This is a genomic window from Kluyvera sp. CRP, assembly GCF_019930565.1.
GTDB classification, from domain to species: Bacteria; Pseudomonadota; Gammaproteobacteria; order Enterobacterales; family Enterobacteriaceae; genus Kluyvera; species Kluyvera georgiana_A.
The window spans coordinates 3,708,018-3,726,860 of record NZ_CP082841.1; the positions used below are offsets into that span (position 1 = coordinate 3,708,018).

The following is an 18,843-nucleotide window of genomic DNA, read 5'->3' on the forward strand; positions in this document are numbered from 1 at the left end:
CTTGACCTCTGAGTGGCACAAAATTAGGGGGCAGCGCGACACCAATGGGTGCTGCTGTCTCCCGGGCTTTTGTCCCGCCGTGTAACCTCTCAGAGGTCGCCAGCTCTTGGACCAGTCATTCACTCAGTGAACCGGAACCCTAGCCAGCTATTGATTAGATTGTGTGTGCTGCCCTTTCCGGTTTATCTAAGCAAGGGATATGCCAGGATTTAATTTTCTTTATTATCAGTTGATTAGAGATTGTGTTATCCGAGGAATCACTATTTTGGGGAGGGTTTGTGGAGGTGGTGCACTGCGGTGGTGCCTGGGGAAATATATTAAAGTCCACCCTACGATGAATATGCGCAGAGGTTTCTGATAATAAACTCGCAAACCTCCTGTTCCGCCATCAGAAGATCAATCCGCGTTGCCGGATCCGCGCCTTTCTTGTACTCTTCCTCCGCTAAATTTCATCAACGATGGACGCTCATGACTGCGCATACCTCTAAAGACCCTCTACACGGCGTAACCCTTGAAATGCAGGTTAACGCGCTGGTCGCCCGCTACGGCTGGGATCGGTTGAGCCAACTGATCAAAATCAACTGTTTTAAGAATGACCCCAGCGTGAAGTCCAGCCTCAAATTTTTGCGCCGTACGCCTTGGGCGCGTGCGGAAGTTGAAGCCTTATATCTCGATGCCTTACATGACGAAGTTGATGTGACGCCGGCAGAACCGGCGTTCGATCCGTGGGCAAATAGCCGCGCTAAGCACTGATGCGTACTAACGGTTTGCCCTATAAACCGTTGTGATATCAGACCACGACCGACGCTCGCTGGCGTCGGTCATTGTCTTTACAGGAAGAATTTCACCGCCTCCTGCAGCGTGGTTGCTATACCCCACAGCAGCGGCACGCTAACGGCCAGCCAGCTTGCCGTCATTAACAGCGTCGACGGCTGAGCCTCCCAGGTCAGCTGAGCATTTTTATTGATGGTATACAACCCCTTCGCCTGCTGCTGCTGTTCGGCAGTCATCGCGTATTTCTCCGGCAGCGGTCGCACCAGTTGGTTGCAGATAAAACCGATGATCAGCAGGCCGGTCAGCACTATCAGCGTAATGTCATAAACCCGCTCGGGCGTCACACCATGCGCCAGCTGATATTCACGCAGATAGTTCACCAGCACCGGGCCGCTAATCCCCGCCGCCGACCAGGCGGTCAGCAGCCGCCCATGAATCGCCCCTACCATTTGTGAACCAAAAACATCGGCAAGATAGGCCGGAATGCTGGCAAAACCCCCGCCGTACATCGAGATAATAACGCACAGCGCGCAGACGTAGAGCGCCACGTAACCGCCATGGTTGACCAGCGGCAGCGTGCCGTACAGCACCGCGCCCAGGCAGAAAATGATCGCAAAAGTCATTTTGCGTCCGCATAAATCAGAGACCGATGCCCAGAAGAAACGCCCCAGAATATTAAACAGGCTCAGTAAACCGGTGAATCCCGCCGCCATGGTGGCAATGCGCTTCAGCTGTTCGCTATTCAGCGCATACCAGTTCAGGTCGAGCGACAGCAGCTTGCCGGCAAAGATCTCCTGCAGCATCGGCGACGCCATGCCGAGGATGCCAATACCTGCGGTAACATTCAGCCACAGTACCAGCCATAACAGCCAGAACTGCGGCGTACGGCAAGCCACGCTCACGTGAACCTGAATAGTTGAGTGATTGCGGATCGTGTTCTGCGCTTTTTCTCCCGATGGGTGCCAGCCCATCGGCGGTAAGCGGTAGCCAAAGGTACCGCAGAGCATAAATAACGCGTAGATCGCCGCCAGCGCCAGGATACTTTGCCACACGCCGTTACCTTCCGGCCCGGCAAAGAAATTCATCAGCGCGTTAGCTAACGGTGCGCCCACCAGCGCCCCGCCGCCAAAGCCCATAATTGCCATCCCGGCCGCCATGCCGCGTTTATCAGGAAACCAGCGCAGAAGTGTGGAAACCGGGGAAATATAGCCAAGCCCCAGGCCGATCCCGCCGATCACCCCGGCCCCCAACCACAGCAGCCAGAGCTGATGAAAATAGATCGCCACGCTGGATAGCAGCAGCCCTCCGCACCAGCACAGCGTCGCCACAAAGCCCACCAGCCGTGGCCCTACCTTCTCCAGCCAGCTTCCCCATAATGCTGCCGAACAGCCGAGAAACACAAAAAACAGCGTATAAGTCCACCCGAGCATGGAGATCTTCCAGTCGCAGTCGCGGGTCACCAGCTGCTGCCAGAAGGAGAGGTTAACTGGGCATTGTAAGTGCTCGCTAACACCAATAAGCTGGGACATCGGTAGCCAGTAAACGGAAAACCCATAGGCCATACCGATGCAAAGATGGACGGCCAACGCAGCGGGCGGCACCAGCCAGCGGTTAAAACCCGGTCTGGCGATAATCCGCGGTTTGGCAAAAAACTCGCGCAGCGGTGAAACCGGTGCGGTGGCGATGTTTTCATTCATTTGCGCCATATTCCTGTCCTTTTCATGTGTAATGGCCGACGAACGCGCCGTCGGAGACAGGAGGTAAAAGGCAAGAAAGGTGCCATTCGCTCAAAATACGTACAGAAATGACGACTGAAGCGAGCAAGCAGCACCTGACTAACAGAACAAAAAAACCAGCTATAGTCGGTTAAATTATGAACGGGTATACAAACGAGATGATAATGTCGATTTTGATAAACGTCGCTCTCAGAGTGATACGACAGCGACGTTGGTTTCCGCAGGCGGATCTAGATAACGATCAGATCGTATTTTTTGATCTTGCGATACAACGTAGCAATCCCGATACCTAACTCGTCTGCTGCCTGCTTTTTATTGCTATAGCGGCTCAAGGCATCGCGAATCATCTGACGTTCCATCTCTTCAAGCCCGGTGACCCCCTCCTCTTCTTTCGCGGTTTTGAGCACCGTTGCCCCTCGGGCATCCGGACGTTCGCCGATTTTTCCACTGCTCACCAGGTTTGGCGGCAGCAGCGAAACATCAATCACTTCGCCGGAGGGCACCACGTTGACCAGATATTCCATCAGGTTGCTCAACTCACGAATATTGCCCGGCCAGCGATAGCTTTTCAGCAGTGCAATCACCTCCGGCGCGACACCGGGATAGACCAGCTCCAGCCGACGGGTATGCAGATGCAGGAAATAGTGAATCAGCAGTTCGATGTCATCCTGACGTTCACGTAACGGCGGCAGACGTAACGGAATCACATTGAGACGATAGTAGAGATCCTCCCGGAACTTACCTTCGGCGATAAATTGATCGAGGTTTTGATTGGTGGCGGAAATAATTCGAATATCCACCGGCACAGGATGACTGGCCCCTACCGGCTGGATCTCACGTGATTCAATGGCGCGCAGCAGCTTGGCTTGCAGCGTGAGCGGCATATCGCCAATTTCATCCAGAAACAGTGTCCCGTGGTTAGCGGCCTGAATGAGCCCCGTTTTGCCGTTGGCCGATGCGCCAGTAAAGGCCCCTTTCACGTAACCAAACAGCTCGCTTTCCAGCAGTTGTTCAGGAATGGCCGCGCAGTTAATGGCAATAAACGGCTTATCTTTGCGGTCGCTCAGCTTGTGCACCGCACGGGCGACAACCTCTTTACCGGTTCCGCTTTCTCCGGCAATCATCACGCTTGATGGGCTGGGGGCAACGCGAGTTATCAGCTTTTTCAGCTGTCGCATTGGCCGACATTCTCCGACCATTTGTTCAATCTGCGGCCCCTCCTGCGGCGCGGTAATATCCGCCGAAGAGTGTGACTGATGAAACGCCATCAGAAACAGCCATTGATCCTGAATGGCGTGCAGCTGACCAATGATGAGCTCTTTCTTATCATCAATAGAAATGACATGCTGAACGTGTCCGCGAATAAAATTTTGCGCGAACGTCAGAGGCCGGAAATGAATCTCTTTACCCACCATATTCCCCTGGGACACCCCAAGGATTTTTAACGCTGCCTGATTAACAAATTTGACTTTCTGTTCCTGACTGACAACGAGCACGCCCTGGTCCATATTGTCAAGCATCGTTAAAAACATTTTCTGGATATTGTCGCCACCGCTCTGATCCTCCAGTAAACGGGAGACAAATATGGAGGAGACGTGACGAACATAATCGGAAAACTCGGTGATATTATCATTTATTCGCTCCTGCTGGTCGCGCGTCAGGGCAATCAGGCTAATAACGCCGACGCACTGCTCCTGATAAATCACCGGCGTTCCGAGGAAGGCCTTTTCTTTGCAGGTTTCCTTACTTTCACAACCTTTACAGAGGGGATCAAAACGAGAATGGGTAACAACCTTCTCCTTTTTTGTTTCAATTATGTAACGAAGAAGTCTCGAGTCTGTATTTAATTTACGGCCAAGGAATTTCCCATAACTTCCTGTCCCGGCCACGCGGCATAGCGTATTGTCGACAATTTCAACTTCAAGCTGAAGAACGCTGGAGAGCATGCGGGCAAAACGTTGAATTGTAGGCTGAATCTGCATCAAGATAGATGATGAACTGGAAGGTATCATAATATCACTCACTGAAAGCTAACGGGGTGAACGTCAACGCTTATTTCTTTACAATGATACTACCGCAGCCCCTGGCAATAATTGACCTGAGCACTTTCTCTTTTTCAATTCTTGAATCAAATATGGAAGTGGTATCACATTTTCATATCAATATGATAATTTCGATGATGATTTTATCAATATGGTGCGTTTCTCTGCTGACGGGTAATATAACGCCTGAAAAAAAAACCATGTATAAATAAACACATCACCTGACCACAGCGCCCCCATGTTATTCCCACCCAACATCAACGCATTCTTTTCGTGATATCCATCGCATAATTTCCGCATATTGACCGTTGTTAATTGGGTCTCTTGGAAATTGGCACGCTTATTGTTAGTGAAATACCAGCGCTGGCATTCGCCGCAGCGGTAACCAGCAATCAATAAGCCCGTCATTCACGACCAGGATTGAAATATGAAAACTGTTAACGAACTGATTAAGGATATCAACACGCTGAACTCCAATCTGCATGAGAAGGATTTTCTGCTGACCTGGGAACAGTCGCCGGACGAACTCAAGCAGGTGCTGGACGTCGCGGAAGCGTTAAAAACGCTGCGTGCGGAAAATATTGCCACCAAAGTGTTTAACAGCGGGTTGGGGATTTCCGTATTCCGCGATAACTCAACCCGTACCCGCTTCTCCTATGCCTCGGCGTTGAATCTGCTCGGGCTGGCGCAGCAGGATCTCGACGAAGGAAAATCGCAGATTGCCCACGGCGAAACGGTACGTGAAACCGCCAATATGATCTCGTTCTGCGCCGATGCTATCGGCATTCGCGACGATATGTATCTTGGCGCGGGTAATGCCTATATGCGTGAAGTGGGCGAAGCGTTGGATGATGGCTACAAACAGGGCGTGCTGCCGCAGCGCCCGGCGCTGATTAACCTGCAGTGTGATATTGACCACCCGACGCAAGCGATGGCCGATCTGGCCTGGCTACGTGAACACTTTGGTTCGCTGGAGAATCTTAAAGGCAAGAAAATCGCCATGACCTGGGCCTATTCTCCAAGCTACGGCAAGCCGCTCTCTGTGCCGCAGGGCATTATTGGCCTGATGACCCGTTTTGGTATGGACGTCACCCTCGCCCACCCGGAAGGCTACGACCTGATTCCTGATGTGATTGAGGTCGCGAAAAATAACGCCAAGGCCTCGGGCGGCAGCTTCCGTCAGGTGACGGACATGGCAGAAGCCTTTAAAGATGCCGATATCGTCTATCCGAAGTCCTGGGCGCCGTATCAGGTCATGGAGCAGCGTACCGAGCTGTTGCGCGCTAACGATCACGACGGTCTGAAGGCGCTGGAGAAAGCCTGTCTGGCGCAAAACGCCCAGCATAAAGACTGGCACTGCACCGAAGAGATGATGGCGAAAACCCGTGACGGCGACGCGCTGTATATGCACTGCCTGCCAGCCGATATTACCGGCGTTTCCTGTAATGAAGGTGAAGTCACCGAAGCGGTGTTCGAAAAATACCGTATTGCCACCTACAAAGAGGCCAGCTGGAAGCCGTACATCATCGCCGCCATGATCCTCTGCCGCAAATACGCGAAGCCGGGCAAGTTGCTGGAGCAACTGCTGGCCGAGGCGCAGAAACGCATCAAATAGCCACCTTCGCTGGCCTGCGGGCCAGCATCACTCCCCCGTAATGATGAATAAGGACAGTGTATGTCTGCTTTCTCACTGAAAATGGATATTGCCGATAACCGTTTTTATACCGGTGAAACCTCGCCGCTGTTTGCGCGCGAGCCTGCGCAACAGGCGCGCCGTTTCCATCAGAAAATTGCCGGTTACCAACCCACGCCGCTGTACGCGCTGAATGAACTGGCCACCCTGTTTGGCGTAAACAAAATTCTGGTGAAGGACGAGTCGCAGCGATTTGGCCTTAACGCTTTCAAGATGCTGGGCGGTTCTTACGCGATTGCACAATTACTGTGTGAAAAGTACCAGTTGGATATCAACGCGCTGTCACTCGATGGCCTGAAATCGCGCATTAAAGAAAAAATGACCTTCGCCACCACCACCGATGGTAACCACGGACGCGGCGTGGCGTGGGCGGCGCAGCAGTTGGGGCAAAACGCGGTGATTTACATGCCGAAAGGTTCAGCTCAGGAACGCGTGGACGCCATTCTGCGTCTGGGCGCGGAGTGTATCGTCACCGACATGAACTATGACGATACCGTGCGCTTCACCATGCAGACGGCGCAGAAAAACGGCTGGGAGGTGGTACAGGATACCGCATGGGATGGCTACACCAAAATCCCCACCTGGATTATGCAGGGCTACGCCACGCTGGCCGATGAAGCCGTTGAACAAATGTCGGCGATGGGCATCGCTCGCCCAACGCACGTTTTCCTGCAGGGCGGCGTTGGCGCGCTGGCAGGCGGCGTGCTTGGCTACCTGGTAGACGTCTACGGCGCGGAGAATCTGCGTTCCGTCATCGTTGAGCCCGAGCTGGCCGACTGCCTCTACCGCTCCGGGGTGAAGGGGCAAATCGTCAACGTCGGCGGCGATATGGCCACCATCATGGCGGGTCTGGCCTGCGGTGAACCCAACCCGCTCGGCTGGGAAGTTCTGCGCAACTGCGCCAGCCAGTTTATCTCCTGCCAGGACGCGGTTTCCGCACTGGGTATGCGGGTGCTGGGTAACCCGCCTGGCCACGACCCGCGCGTCATTTCCGGGGAGTCCGGCGCGGTCGGCCTTGGCGTACTCGCCGCCGTTCACTATCACCCACAGCGCGACGCGCTCATGAACAAACTGCAGCTGGATAGCCACTCCGTCGTGCTGATCATCAGCACCGAAGGCGACACCGACGTGAAGCATTATCGGGAAATCGTCTGGGAAGGTAAGCATCCGGCAGCGCAATAAATCCTACAAATTCAGAACTGGAGAACATCCTCATGGCTAAGCATATTCCTTTTAAACTGATTGTTGAAAAAGCCAACCACTACCAACAGGACATGACCCGCTTTTTGCGCGATATGATTGCTATCCCAAGCGAAAGCTGCGATGAAAAGCGCGTGGTGCACCGCATCAAAGAAGAGATGGAAAAAGTGGGCTTCGATAAAGTGGAAATCGATCCTATGGGTAACGTGCTGGGTTATATCGGCCACGGCCCACGTCTGGTGGCGATGGACGCGCATATTGATACCGTGGGTATCGGTAATATCAAGAACTGGAGCTTCGACCCCTACCAGGGCATGGAAACCGACGAACTCATCGGCGGGCGCGGCGCGTCTGACCAGGAAGGCGGGATGGCGTCGATGGTCTACGCCGGCAAGATTATTAAAGATCTGGGGCTGGAAGACGAATATACCCTGCTGGTGACCGGTACGGTGCAGGAAGAGGACTGCGATGGGCTTTGCTGGCAGTATATTATCGAACAGTCCGGCATTCGTCCGGAGTTCGTGGTCAGCACCGAACCCACCGACTGCCAGATCTACCGTGGTCAGCGCGGCCGCATGGAGATTCGTATCGATGTCTCTGGCGTCAGCTGCCACGGCTCCGCGCCAGAACGCGGCGACAACGCCATCTTTAAAATGGGGCCGATTCTCAACGAACTGCAGGATCTTTCCCACAAGCTGGGCAACGATGAATTCCTCGGTAAAGGCACCCTCACCGTCTCGGAAATCTTCTTTACCTCACCAAGCCGCTGCGCGGTCGCCGATAGCTGTGCCGTTTCCATCGACCGTCGTCTGACGTGGGGTGAAACCTGGGAAGGCGCGCTGGAGGAAATTCGCGCCCTGCCTGCGGTACAAAAAGCCGGTGCGGTGGTCTCTATGTACAACTATGACCGTCCATCCTGGACCGGGCTGGTGTATCCGACCGAGTGCTACTTCCCGACCTGGAAGGTGGAAGAGAATCACTTCACCGTGCGCGCGCTGAGCAATGCCTATGAAGGCCTCTTCGGCAAAGCCCCGGTGGTCGATAAGTGGACCTTCTCCACCAACGGCGTCTCGATCATGGGCCGTCACGGCATTCCGGTGATTGGTTTTGGTCCGGGTAAAGAGCCGGAAGCCCACGCGCCAAACGAAAAAACCTGGAAGTCACACCTGGTCACCTGCGCCGCAATGTATGCCGCAATTCCGCTGAGCTGGCTGGCCACCGAGTCACTGTAGTCCGCTATTCCTCCCGCCGTTCGCGGCGGGAGTCTGGAGTTTATATGCGCGTACTGATTAAAAACGGCACCGTCGTCAACGCCGACGGACGGGCCAGACAGGACCTGCTTATTGAAAACGGCCTGATTAGCCGACTGGCCGAAGAGATAACCGTCGAACAACCCTGCGAAGTGATTGACGCCAGCGGCTGCTACGTGATGCCCGGCGGCGTGGATGTTCATACCCATTTCAACATTGATACCGGTCTGGCCCGCAGCTGCGACGATTTCTTTACCGGCACCCGCGCCGCGGCCTGTGGCGGTACAACCACTGTCGTCGATCATATGGGATTTGGTCCGGCAGGCTGTCGGTTGCGCCATCAGCTGGAGACCTATCACGGTTACGCCGCTTACAAAGCCGTCATTGACTACAGCTTTCACGGCGTCATTCAGCACATCAACGCTGCGATCCTCGATGAAATTCCCATGATGGTCGACGCGGGGATCAGCAGTTTCAAACTCTATTTAACCTACCAGTACAAGCTGAGCGATGACGACGTACTTCAGGTGATGCGCCATCTGCACAGCGCGGGCGCACTGACCACCGTGCACCCGGAAAACGACGCCGCCATTGCCCGTAAACGCGCTGAATTTCTGGCACAGGGGAAAACCGCGCCGCGCTATCACGCCCTGAGCCGGCCACTGGAATGCGAAGCGGAAGCTATCGCGCGCATGATTAACCTAGCGCAACTCGCTGGTAATGCGCCGCTGTATATCGTGCATCTGTCGAACGGACTGGGGCTGGAATACCTGAAGCTGGCGCGTTCGCGTCATCAACCGGTGTGGGTGGAAACCTGCCCGCAGTATCTGTTGCTCGATGACCGCTGCTATGAACGCGAGGATGCGCTGAAATATCTGCTCAGCCCGCCGCTGCGTAATGCCAGCAACAATGACGCGCTGTGGTGCGGGGTGAGCGACGGCTCCATCGATGTGATAGCCACCGATCATTGTGCCTTTTCGATGGCCCAGCGTCAGCATCTGTCAAACGGCGATTTTAGCCGCTGCCCGAACGGTCTGCCGGGGGCTGAAAACCGTCTACTACTGCTGTTCTCTCACGGTGTGATGACCGGACGAATTACGCCCGAACATTTCGTCGCCCTCACCAGCGCTAATCCGGCGAAGCTGTTCGGCCTGTGGCCACATAAAGGCGTGCTGGCGGCAGGTGCGGACGGCGACGTGGTGATTATCGATCCGCGCCGGACGACCACCATTCGTCACGAAATGCTGCACGACAACGCCGACTATTCGCCGTGGGAAGGTTTTATCTGTCAGGGCTCCATCCGCCAGACGCTGTCGCGTGGCCGGGTCATCTTCAGTAACGGCACCTTCTGCGGCGTCGCCGGTCAGGGCCGTTTCCTGCGGCGCGCCCCCTTTTCTTCCGCAGCCCTTCCTGTAAGCGGCATGCCATCTTAAAGAGAGGATTTCATGAGTAAAAAAATCGTACTCGCCCTGGGCGGAAACGCACTGGGGGACGATCTGGCCGGGCAAATGCAGGCCGTTAAACAAACCTCACAGGCCATCGTCGACCTGATTGCACAAGGCCATCAGGTGGTAGTAACCCACGGCAATGGCCCGCAGGTGGGGATGATCAATCTGGCGTTTGAAGCCGCCGCCAAAACCGATGCCCATACCCCAATGCTGCCAATGTCGGTGTGCGTGGCGCTGAGTCAGGGGTATATCGGTTATGACCTGCAAAATGCGCTACGCGAGGAGCTGCTGTCACGCAATATGGATATTCCGGTCGCCACGCTGATTACCCAGGTGGAGGTTGACGCCAACGATCCAGCATTCAGTAACCCTACCAAGCCGATCGGCTCCTTCTTCAGCAAAGAAGAGGCGGAACAGCTGGCCCAAAAGGGATACATCCTGAAAGAGGACGCCGGGCGCGGATATCGCCGCGTGGTCGCCTCACCGCAGCCGATTGATATTATTGAAAAAGAAACGGTAAAAGCGCTGATGGATGCCTGCCACGTGGTGATCACCGCCGGCGGCGGCGGGATCCCGGTGATCCGCGAGGGGAATCATCTGCGCGGTGCCAGCGCGGTCATTGATAAAGATTGGGCCAGCGCGAAGCTGGCAGCCATGATTGATGCCGATATGCTTATCATTTTGACCGCGGTGGAGAAAGTGGCCATCAACTTTGGTAAACCCAACGAGCAGTGGCTGGATAAACTCACTTTAGGCGACGCCGACCGTTTTATTGCTGAAGGACATTTCGCAAAAGGTTCCATGTTGCCGAAGGTGGAAGCTGCAGCCTCCTTTGCCCGTTCCCGTCCTGGGCGTAAAGCATTGATCACAGTGTTGAGCAAAGCGAAGGAAGGTATTGAAGGTAAAACCGGCACCATTATCGAAGGATAAAACCACCCAATAACGCCGGGGCCAGGCTCAGCGCGGCCCCGGCGTTGGCTTATACGGCAATTGGGCTACGATTCTGCTGTTTAATGCGTTGATTTGTCAGCATCATCAACGCTTCCAGCACACCACCACCAATCGCCCTCGCCTTGTCCGATACGCTGGTATAGTCAGCCTTATCACCGCGCGGGTCGATATCGCTGATTTTAAAACCAATATCGACCACCAGACCATCGTTGAGCAGCCCGCGCACCATACCGCTGAGCGGAGCCCGAATTTCAGCCTCACCAACGGTGGCAATCACATCGCCCTCGTTGACGATGTCGCCCAGCTTCACGCGAGCGCGCATCACGCCCGCGCCTGGCGCGCGGATCACGCGTTTGGCGGTATGCCCCATAATATTTCCCGGTACGCCGGTGTTCTCCTGCGCGCGACCTTGATAGATAACCTGCCCCAGCCAGTGACCACGATTGGTTTCAATCACCGCATGACAGTCGGTTCCCGCGCAAAAACCCGGCCCAAGCGCAATCACCGACGGGGCCAGCCCGCAGTGAGTCCCCAGATTCTCTTTCGCCAGGATCGCATCCACCACGCAGTCGGGCTTCAGCTCGCGCAGCGACTCGCACAGCGGATCAACCAGCACCGGAATGGTACCGCTCTCCGCCACCCGCATAGCGTCCTGGGCAGAGGCAACATGACGCGCGGTCACACCTTCTACCGTCATTTCACCGTCAAATATCGCCTGGGCAAAAGCCACAGTACGGCGAATCACCGTCGGTTTCTCCACCTCCAGCATCACCACTTTAAAACCGGCATGCCACAATCGCAGCGCCACGCCCGTCGCGATATCGCCCGCCCCGCGAATAACCACCCGCAGCGGTTGCGTTGGCGAGTCGCTGGCCATCATCAGCCCGCCCGGCGCGCGATTTTTCACCTGTAAGATCTCCGCCAGCACGCTGATGGCGATTTCATGCGGCGTCTCGGCGCCAATGTTATAGCCCACCGGCGCGTGCAGCCGGGCGATATGTTCCTCGGCAACGCCATTCTCGCGCAGCTGACGTAAAAACACCTGCACCTTACGACGGCTGGCAAGCAGGCCCAGCCAGGCGGTGGGCAGTACGACCAGCTTATCCAGCGCTTCGCGATCCTGATTATTGGTGGCGATCAGCACATAGTTATCCGGCTGAACGGCCAGTTTTTCCACGGCATCGCCGAAGCTCTGTGCTTGTACCAATTGGGTGAACGGCGGGAAACGTTCAGGATTGAGGCTTTCCGGGTAAATATCCGCCACCGCGATTTCAAAACCCAGCAATGCTGCGCTCTGAGCCACAGCACGATTCACATGACCGGCGCCAATCAACACCAGCCTGGGGCGCAGGCCATGAACGCTGATGTACACCGACATCGCGCCGCCGCAGTCCGAGCCCACCGCATCGGCCCCGGTACGCGCCATCCGGCCATGAAACATGCGCGAGGCTTTTTCACGCAGGGCATCGAGGGCTTCATCAATGACCCGGCGTTCAACCATACCGCCGCCGATCGTTCCGACAATACTGCCGTCATCACGGACCAGCATCTGCGCGGAATGTCGGGGGGTGGAACCGCGACTGTCGACGATTTGCGCCAGCGCGAACGGACGGTTTTGTGCTTCGAGTCTTGCCGCTTCTGAGAAAATATTCATAACAACCTCAAATGGATATTCCTTGATCACCCCAGAATGGAGTCACTTTCTCACTCGTCTGCGCGTAATCGCCGGACGCGACTGGACCGAACCGGCCCAGATGACGTCGACATCCTTTCTCATTATCAAATTGCCAGGCTGCAAATTCTCATTTTGAGAAAGTTGGTTGAGCAGCCAGATACGCCGGCAGCCCGTTGGCGCGCCTTTAAACGCGCCTTGCGGATGCTGAACCAGGCGATGCAACATCGGCCACATGAGCGCGTCATGCGCCGTAGCGCCGGTGATGCGGGAAAAAAGTGGCCAGCGGTGGACAGTGGCTGGCCCAATCGGTTTTCCGAGCATCCCTGCTCCTGTAATGGCAACTACGCAACAACAGGAATGAGGGATGCAAGGTTCATGCTCATCCGGCGCTTTAAGTGCAAAACCGTGAGCGCCGTCAGCTTCTACCAGCACGACGTCCACCAGGCCACTCGCCATGAGCGCGTCCAGTTGGGCGGGCGTAAAGCCTCTGACCTTTCCTGACGCCGGCAGCCAGGCAGAAAAACACGCCTGTATCGGCTGCTGCCAGAATGTGGCGGGCAGTGTCTGCGGATCGCGGCACAGGGTGACCGGCAAGGTGTGGGGGACAAACATATGGGTCGTGGTGGTCAGCAGCACGCGTCGCCCTGCCTGCTGAAACAGCTCTGCCAGCCAGAACAACGTGCTGGTTTTCCCACCCGCCCCCACGGCGGCAATCAGTAAAGGGCTAGCAGTGGCGTTCAAATCACATAATAGATCGTCAACGTGCGGTATATTTTCCATGTTGCGCGATATCCCTATATTCAGGAGCAAAGATAAAAATGGAGGTCGATTGCATTATTACCGCCGCGGGGCTGTCCTCTCGAATGGGACAATGGAAAATGATGTTACCCTGGCAGGATGGCACAATACTTGATGCAAGTATTAAAAATGCGCGCCGCTGCTGCTCGCATATTATTTTAGTGACCGGATTTCGCCATAAGGAGCTAATAACACGATATTCTGGCATGCCCAACATGACCCTGATTTATAATCCTGACTTCCGCCAGGGGCTCTATTCTTCGGTAAAGGCGGGTATTCAGGCATTACGCCATGATTATTGTTTTATCACCCACGGCGATTTACCATGCCTCGACGATGGTGTTTTTGATGAACTCTGGCAACAGCGCTTCGAAGGTACGCTGCTGCCATATTACGCGGGCGTGCCGGGGCATCCCATTCTCACGTCTACCGGTAATTTGCAGCAGTGTTTAAGCGACGCTCACCAGACCTCGGTACGTCAATGTCTACTCACAGGCCCCTATCGTAAGCTAACGCTCAATAATCCCGCAATTATCCTCGATATTGATACCCCGGAAGACTTTACTCGCTTAAATAAGAACCACAATACATCAATGCCCAAATGATATTATCAATTTGATAGCCCGCTATCATTATTGATAAATAAGCAAAGCGTCTTTGCCTGAGTGATTTTAATTCTCATCAACAAATCGAATCACGCTGCATCACGCCGTTTTAACTTTAGATCTCTCTCACATTTCCTGACTAATTCTCTCTATTACCTCAATATCTGGTGTGATTGTTGCTGACCTCCCCTTATCCGTCGGAATTATCTCAATACCGGCCACTATGATTTAACAGGTAAGTCTAAGGAGAGGATTATGGGCGATATCATGCGTCCCGTTCCGTTTGAGGAACTCTTAACGCGTATTGTTGATGAATATCAGAATCATCGTTCCATCTTTGGTATTCCGGAACAGCAGTTTTATTCACAAAACAGCCCGCATAAGGTGAGCGTGTTTGGTGAAACCTGCGCGACGCCGATTGGCCCGGCGGCGGGGCCGCATACCCAGCTGGCGCAAAATATTATTACGTCCTGGCTGACCGGTGGACGGTTTATCGAACTGAAAACGGTACAAATCCTCGACCGTCTGGAGCTGGAAAAACCCTGTATCGACGCCGAAGATGAATGTTTCAATACCGAATGGTCCACCGAGTTTACCCTGCTTAAGGCGTGGGATGAGTATCTGAAGGCGTGGTTTATTCTGCACCTGCTGGAGGAGATCCTGCCGCTGACGCCGGTTAAAGACGGCAAGTCGTTTATCTTCAATATGAGCGTCGGCTATAACCTCGAAGGTATCAAACAGCCTCCGATGCAGCAGTTTATCGACAACATGATGAACGCCGGATCGCATCCCAAGTTTGCCCAGTATCGCGACACGCTAACTCGCTGGCTGCGACAACATCGGCCAGAAAACGCCGCGCTGGTGAACCGCATTCCGGCAAAACTGGTTCAGGGGGTGACGCTCTCCACGATGCACGGCTGCCCGCCGGGCGAAATTGAAGCCATCTGTCGCTATATGCTGGAAGAAAAGCAGCTGAATACCTTCGTGAAACTCAATCCGACGCTGCTGGGCTTCAAGCGAGTACGTGAAATTCTCGATACCTGCGGCTTTGGCTATATTGGCCTGAACGAAGCTTCTTTCGACCACGATCTGAAAATTGGCCAGGCGCTGGAAATGCTTAAGCGCTTGATGACGCTGGCCAAAAGTAAAAATCTTGGCTTCGGTGTGAAGCTGACCAATACCCTCGGTACGGTAAACAACAAAGGCGCGCTGCCGGGCGACGAAATGTATATGTCCGGACGCGCGCTGTTCCCGCTGTCAATCAACGTCGCCGCCCTGCTGTCGCGCGAGTTTGACGGCAAGCTGCCTATTTCCTACTCCGGCGGCGCCAGCCAACTGAACATCCGCGATATTTTCGAGACCGGCATCCGCCCGATCACCATGGCCACCGATCTGCTGAAGCCCGGCGGCTATCTGCGCTTAAGCGAATGTATGCGCGAACTGGAACAGGCCGACGGCTGGCAGATGACTCAGGTCGACGTGAAGCGCCTGAACGCGCTAGCGGAAAAAGCGGTCAGCATGGAGTATACCCAGAAGCACTGGAAGCCGGACGATCGTATTGATGTCGGCGAAAAATTGCCGCTGACCGACTGCTACGTTGCCCCTTGCGTGAGCGCCTGTGCCATCAAGCAAGATATCCCGGAGTACATTCGACTGATGGGCGAACAGCGCTACGTTGACGCGCTGGAACTTATCTATCAGCGCAACGCGCTGCCGGCCATTACCGGTCATATCTGTGACCATCAGTGCCAGTACAACTGCACACGCCTCGACTACGATAGCGCGCTGAATATTCGTGAACTGAAGAAAATCGCCCTCGAAAAAGGCTGGGATGAATATCAGCGTCGCTGGCATAAACCCGCCGGTTCCGGCACCCAGCACCCGGTGGCAGTGATTGGCGCCGGTCCCGCAGGGCTGGCCGCGGGTTATTTCCTCGCACGCGCAGGTTACAGTGTCACGTTATTTGAACGCGAAGCTAACGCGGGCGGCGTGGTGCGAAATATCATTCCGCAGTTCCGTATTCCCGGCGAGCTTATCCAGCAGGATATCGACTTTGTGGTGAGCCACGGCGTCAACATCGTCTACGGCTGCGACCCGCACCTGACGGTGGAAAAACTTCAGCAACAGGGATACCGCTACGTTCTGGTCGGCACCGGTACCGATAAAAACAGCGGCGTGAAGCTGCAGGGCGATAACCCGAACGTGCGTAAATCGTTGTCCTTCCTGCGTGAATATAACCGCGGCGATAACCTGAAGTTAGGTAAGCACGTGGCCATCATTGGCGCGGGCAATACCGCGATGGACTGTGCCCGTGCCGCCCTGCGCGTGCCGGGTGTAGAGCAGGCAACCGTCATCTACCGCCGTTCGCAGCAGGAGATGCCCGCCTGGCGCGAAGAGTATGAAGAAGCGGTACACGATGGCGTCACCTTCCGCTTCCTGAATAATCCGGAGCGATTCGATGCCGACGGTACACTGACCGTACGCGTCATGGCGCTCGGTGATGTGGATGAAAAAGGCCGCCGCCGACCGGTAGAGACAGCAGAAACCTGTACGCTACAGGTCGACACGCTGATTACCGCCATCGGCGAGCAGCAGGACGGTGACGCGCTCGCGGCGATGGGCATTCCGCTGGACGCAAACGGCTGGCCGGAAGTGAACGCCGACGGTGAAACCCGTAAAGCGGGCGTTTTCCTGATTGGCGACGTTCAGCGCGGCCCGTCTTCAATTGTCTCCGCCATCGGTAACGCCCGCCGGGCAACGGATACCATTCTGGCGCGAGAAAACATCCGCAGCCACCATGGCGACAAACACTGGAACAACGTGGATCCCGCTGAAATTTACCGGCGTAAAGGCGCCATTGTGCTTGCCAACGTAGGCAAAGACGATCGCGACGCTTTCGTCGCCCAGGAAGCCGCACGCTGCCTGGAATGCAACTATGTGTGCAGTAAATGCGTGGACGTTTGCCCGAACCGCGCCAACGTGTCGATTGCCGTCCCCGGCTTCGAAAATCGCTATCAGACGCTGCACCTGGACGCCTACTGCAACGAATGCGGTAACTGCGCCCAGTTCTGCCCATGGCAGGGCAAACCGTACAAAGACAAAATTACCGTCTTTAGCCTGCCGCAGGATTTCAGCAACAGCAGCAATCCAGGCTTCCTGGTCGAGGGGAATCGCGTTCATATTCGTCAGAATGAACAAACCTGGCTGCTGACCCTCGACGACCATGGGGAGTTCAATCAGATACCACCGCAGTTAGACGCCATGTGCCGCATCATCAGCCATGTCCATCGTCATCATCACTATCTTCTGGGGGCCGTTGAAGTATGAGCCAGTTACTGCTGAAAAATGCCACCATCGCCCAACTCTATCCGGCAATGGTGCAGGAAAATGTCGATATCGTGATTGAAAATACGGACATCATCGCGGTCGGGCACGATCTTTGCCATCACTACCCGCAGGCAAAAATCAAAGAGATGCACGGCAAGCTGGTGATGCCGGGGATGGTCTGCTCACATAACCACTTCTATTCGGGATTATCGCGCGGTATCCAGGCCAATATCGCCCCGAGCCCGGACTTTATCTCCACGCTGAAAAACCTATGGTGGCGGCTGGACCGCGCGCTGGACGAGGAATCGCTGTACTACAGCGGGCTTATCTGCGCGATGGAGGCGATTCGCAGCGGTTGTACGGCCGTCATCGACCATCATGCCTCGCCGAACTACATTGCCGGGTCGCTCAGCCAACTGCGTAACGCTTTCCTGAAGGTCGGCCTGCGCGGCATGACCTGCTTTGAAACTACCGACCGTAACGGCGGCCAGCAGGAACTGCAGGCCAGCGTCGAAGAAAATATCCGTTTTGCGCGCGAAATAGACCGTGCGCGGGAAGCCGGGAAAGAACCCTATCTGGTCGAGGCGCATATCGGCGCGCACGCGCCGTTCACCGTGACCGATGCGGGTTTATCCATGCTCAGCGAAGCGGTGAAAGCGACCGGGCGCGGGCTGCATATCCACGCGGCGGAGGACAGCTACGACGTCTCGCATAGTCACCATCACTACGGTAAGGATTTACTGGTTCGCCTCGCGGAATTTGACCTGATCGACCGTAAAACGCTGATCGCTCACGGCCTGTATCTCTCCGACGCCGATATCGCCTTGCTCAACGAGCGCGACGGGTTCCTGGTGCATAACGCACGTTCGAACATGAATAACCACGTGGGCTATAACCGCAAGCTCGTCGCCTATCGCAATCTGGCGCTGGGTACCGACGGAATCGGCTCCGATATGTTCGAAGAGCTGAAGTTCGCCTTCTTTAAACATCGCGACGCCGGTGGCCCGCTCTGGCCAGACAGCTTTGCTCGTGCGCTCAGTAACGGTAATACCCTGCTCAGTCGCAACTTCAATGCGCAGTTTGGTCGTATTGCCGCGGGATATAAAGCGGATCTCACCGTCTGCGACTATCTGCCGCCCACCCCGTTGGTGGCGGAGAACATCGCCGGACATATTGCTTTTGGCATGGGATCGGGCAGCGTGCACAGCGTGATGGTCAACGGTGTGATGGTCTATGAAAACCGTGAGTTTACCTTCGACTGCGAGCCGATTTTTGCCGAGGCGCGCAACGTGGCGGCGAAGATGTGGAAACGGATGGATGGGCTAGACTGATCCACAACCAATG

General features: G+C 55.3%; 14 protein-coding genes and 1 riboswitch. Of the genes, 9 read left to right on the forward strand and 5 right to left on the reverse strand.

What is annotated here, in order from left to right:
- Positions 1–56 precede the first annotated feature (56 nt).
- A riboswitch (guanidine-I (ykkC/yxkD leader) is annotated at positions 57–154 on the reverse strand.
- A 314-nt stretch (positions 155–468) separates the two neighbouring features.
- Positions 469–753 carry a VF530 family protein gene (locus tag K7B04_RS17585; RefSeq protein WP_223802633.1) on the forward strand — a complete coding sequence of 95 codons (285 nt, stop codon included), beginning with the start codon at positions 469–471 and terminating at the stop codon, positions 751–753.
- Between the two features lie 77 nt (positions 754–830).
- Here K7B04_RS17585 and K7B04_RS17590 read toward each other — a convergent pair whose 3' ends face one another.
- The 3 genes from K7B04_RS17590 to K7B04_RS17600 all read right to left on the reverse strand — a co-directional run bounded on the left by K7B04_RS17590 (position 831) and on the right by K7B04_RS17600 (position 4,960).
- On the reverse strand, positions 831–2,480 hold the full coding sequence (locus K7B04_RS17590; RefSeq protein ID WP_223802634.1) for an OFA family MFS transporter: 1,650 nt from the start codon (positions 2,478–2,480) through the stop codon (positions 831–833).
- 260 nt (positions 2,481–2,740) lie between these two features.
- Positions 2,741–4,522, reverse strand: a complete 1,782-nt coding sequence (locus K7B04_RS17595; RefSeq protein WP_223802635.1) for a sigma-54-dependent Fis family transcriptional regulator — start codon at positions 4,520–4,522, stop codon at positions 2,741–2,743.
- Between the two features lie 147 nt (positions 4,523–4,669).
- Entirely contained in the window at positions 4,670–4,960 is a 291-nt protein-coding gene (locus K7B04_RS17600) for a hypothetical protein (RefSeq protein WP_223802636.1), read from the reverse strand.
- A 19-nt stretch (positions 4,961–4,979) separates the two neighbouring features.
- On the opposite strand from K7B04_RS17600, the gene ygeW reads away from it, so the two are divergent.
- The 5 genes from ygeW to arcC are packed head-to-tail and all read left to right on the forward strand — an operon-like array spanning position 4,980 to position 11,073.
- Entirely contained in the window at positions 4,980–6,167 is a 1,188-nt protein-coding gene (gene ygeW / locus K7B04_RS17605) for a knotted carbamoyltransferase YgeW (protein WP_163446371.1), read from the forward strand.
- Positions 6,168–6,227: 60 nt separating this feature from the next.
- Positions 6,228–7,427, forward strand: a complete 1,200-nt coding sequence (dpaL, locus tag K7B04_RS17610) for a diaminopropionate ammonia-lyase (RefSeq protein WP_163446372.1) — start codon at positions 6,228–6,230, stop codon at positions 7,425–7,427.
- A 32-nt stretch (positions 7,428–7,459) separates the two neighbouring features.
- On the forward strand, positions 7,460–8,677 hold the full coding sequence (locus K7B04_RS17615) for a YgeY family selenium metabolism-linked hydrolase (protein WP_064545433.1): 1,218 nt from the start codon (positions 7,460–7,462) through the stop codon (positions 8,675–8,677).
- 44 nt (positions 8,678–8,721) lie between these two features.
- Positions 8,722–10,128 carry a dihydropyrimidinase gene (gene hydA / locus K7B04_RS17620; protein ID WP_223802637.1) on the forward strand — a complete coding sequence of 469 codons (1,407 nt, stop codon included), beginning with the start codon at positions 8,722–8,724 and terminating at the stop codon, positions 10,126–10,128.
- Positions 10,129–10,140: 12 nt separating this feature from the next.
- Positions 10,141–11,073: a carbamate kinase gene (gene arcC, locus K7B04_RS17625; protein ID WP_223802638.1), complete on the forward strand. Its 933-nt coding sequence runs from the start codon at positions 10,141–10,143 to the stop codon at positions 11,071–11,073.
- Between the two features lie 49 nt (positions 11,074–11,122).
- Here arcC and yqeB read toward each other — a convergent pair whose 3' ends face one another.
- Together yqeB and yqeC are read right to left on the reverse strand one after the other, a co-directional pair.
- Positions 11,123–12,748 (reverse strand): selenium-dependent molybdenum cofactor biosynthesis protein YqeB, encoded by a 1,626-nt coding sequence (gene yqeB / locus K7B04_RS17630; RefSeq protein ID WP_223802639.1) that lies wholly within the window; start codon positions 12,746–12,748, stop codon positions 11,123–11,125.
- Positions 12,749–12,790: 42 nt separating this feature from the next.
- Positions 12,791–13,549 (reverse strand): selenium cofactor biosynthesis protein YqeC, encoded by a 759-nt coding sequence (gene yqeC / locus K7B04_RS17635; protein ID WP_223802640.1) that lies wholly within the window; start codon positions 13,547–13,549, stop codon positions 12,791–12,793.
- Positions 13,550–13,587: 38 nt separating this feature from the next.
- Between yqeC and K7B04_RS17640 the strand changes: the two genes are divergently transcribed.
- The 3 genes from K7B04_RS17640 (at position 13,588) to ssnA (ending at position 18,830) form a co-directional block, all read left to right on the forward strand.
- The gene (locus tag K7B04_RS17640) at positions 13,588–14,172 is read left to right on the forward strand and encodes an NTP transferase domain-containing protein (protein WP_163446377.1); all 585 of its coding nucleotides are present in this window, start codon (positions 13,588–13,590) and stop codon (positions 14,170–14,172) included.
- A gap of 255 nt (positions 14,173–14,427) precedes the next feature.
- The gene (ygfK, locus tag K7B04_RS17645) at positions 14,428–17,499 is read left to right on the forward strand and encodes a putative selenate reductase subunit YgfK (RefSeq protein WP_223802641.1); all 3,072 of its coding nucleotides are present in this window, start codon (positions 14,428–14,430) and stop codon (positions 17,497–17,499) included.
- The gene (gene ssnA, locus K7B04_RS17650; RefSeq protein WP_223802642.1) at positions 17,496–18,830 is read left to right on the forward strand and encodes a putative aminohydrolase SsnA; all 1,335 of its coding nucleotides are present in this window, start codon (positions 17,496–17,498) and stop codon (positions 18,828–18,830) included. Before ygfK ends, ssnA begins: the two co-directional genes overlap by 4 nt.
- The last annotated feature ends 13 nt before the right edge of the window (positions 18,831–18,843 follow it).

Coding starts and splice junctions, on each gene's coding strand:
- K7B04_RS17585 (WP_223802633.1), top strand. CDS start 469: ATGACTGCGCATACCTCTAAAGACCCTCTACACGGCGTAACCCTTGAA.
- K7B04_RS17590 (WP_223802634.1), bottom strand. CDS start 2,480: ATGGCGCAAATGAATGAAAACATCGCCACCGCACCGGTTTCACCGCTG.
- K7B04_RS17595 (WP_223802635.1), bottom strand. CDS start 4,522: ATGATACCTTCCAGTTCATCATCTATCTTGATGCAGATTCAGCCTACA.
- K7B04_RS17600 (WP_223802636.1), bottom strand. CDS start 4,960: ATGACGGGCTTATTGATTGCTGGTTACCGCTGCGGCGAATGCCAGCGC.
- ygeW (WP_163446371.1), top strand. CDS start 4,980: ATGAAAACTGTTAACGAACTGATTAAGGATATCAACACGCTGAACTCC.
- dpaL (WP_163446372.1), top strand. CDS start 6,228: ATGTCTGCTTTCTCACTGAAAATGGATATTGCCGATAACCGTTTTTAT.
- K7B04_RS17615 (WP_064545433.1), top strand. CDS start 7,460: ATGGCTAAGCATATTCCTTTTAAACTGATTGTTGAAAAAGCCAACCAC.
- hydA (WP_223802637.1), top strand. CDS start 8,722: ATGCGCGTACTGATTAAAAACGGCACCGTCGTCAACGCCGACGGACGG.
- arcC (WP_223802638.1), top strand. CDS start 10,141: ATGAGTAAAAAAATCGTACTCGCCCTGGGCGGAAACGCACTGGGGGAC.
- yqeB (WP_223802639.1), bottom strand. CDS start 12,748: ATGAATATTTTCTCAGAAGCGGCAAGACTCGAAGCACAAAACCGTCCG.
- yqeC (WP_223802640.1), bottom strand. CDS start 13,549: ATGGAAAATATACCGCACGTTGACGATCTATTATGTGATTTGAACGCC.
- K7B04_RS17640 (WP_163446377.1), top strand. CDS start 13,588: ATGGAGGTCGATTGCATTATTACCGCCGCGGGGCTGTCCTCTCGAATG.
- ygfK (WP_223802641.1), top strand. CDS start 14,428: ATGGGCGATATCATGCGTCCCGTTCCGTTTGAGGAACTCTTAACGCGT.
- ssnA (WP_223802642.1), top strand. CDS start 17,496: ATGAGCCAGTTACTGCTGAAAAATGCCACCATCGCCCAACTCTATCCG.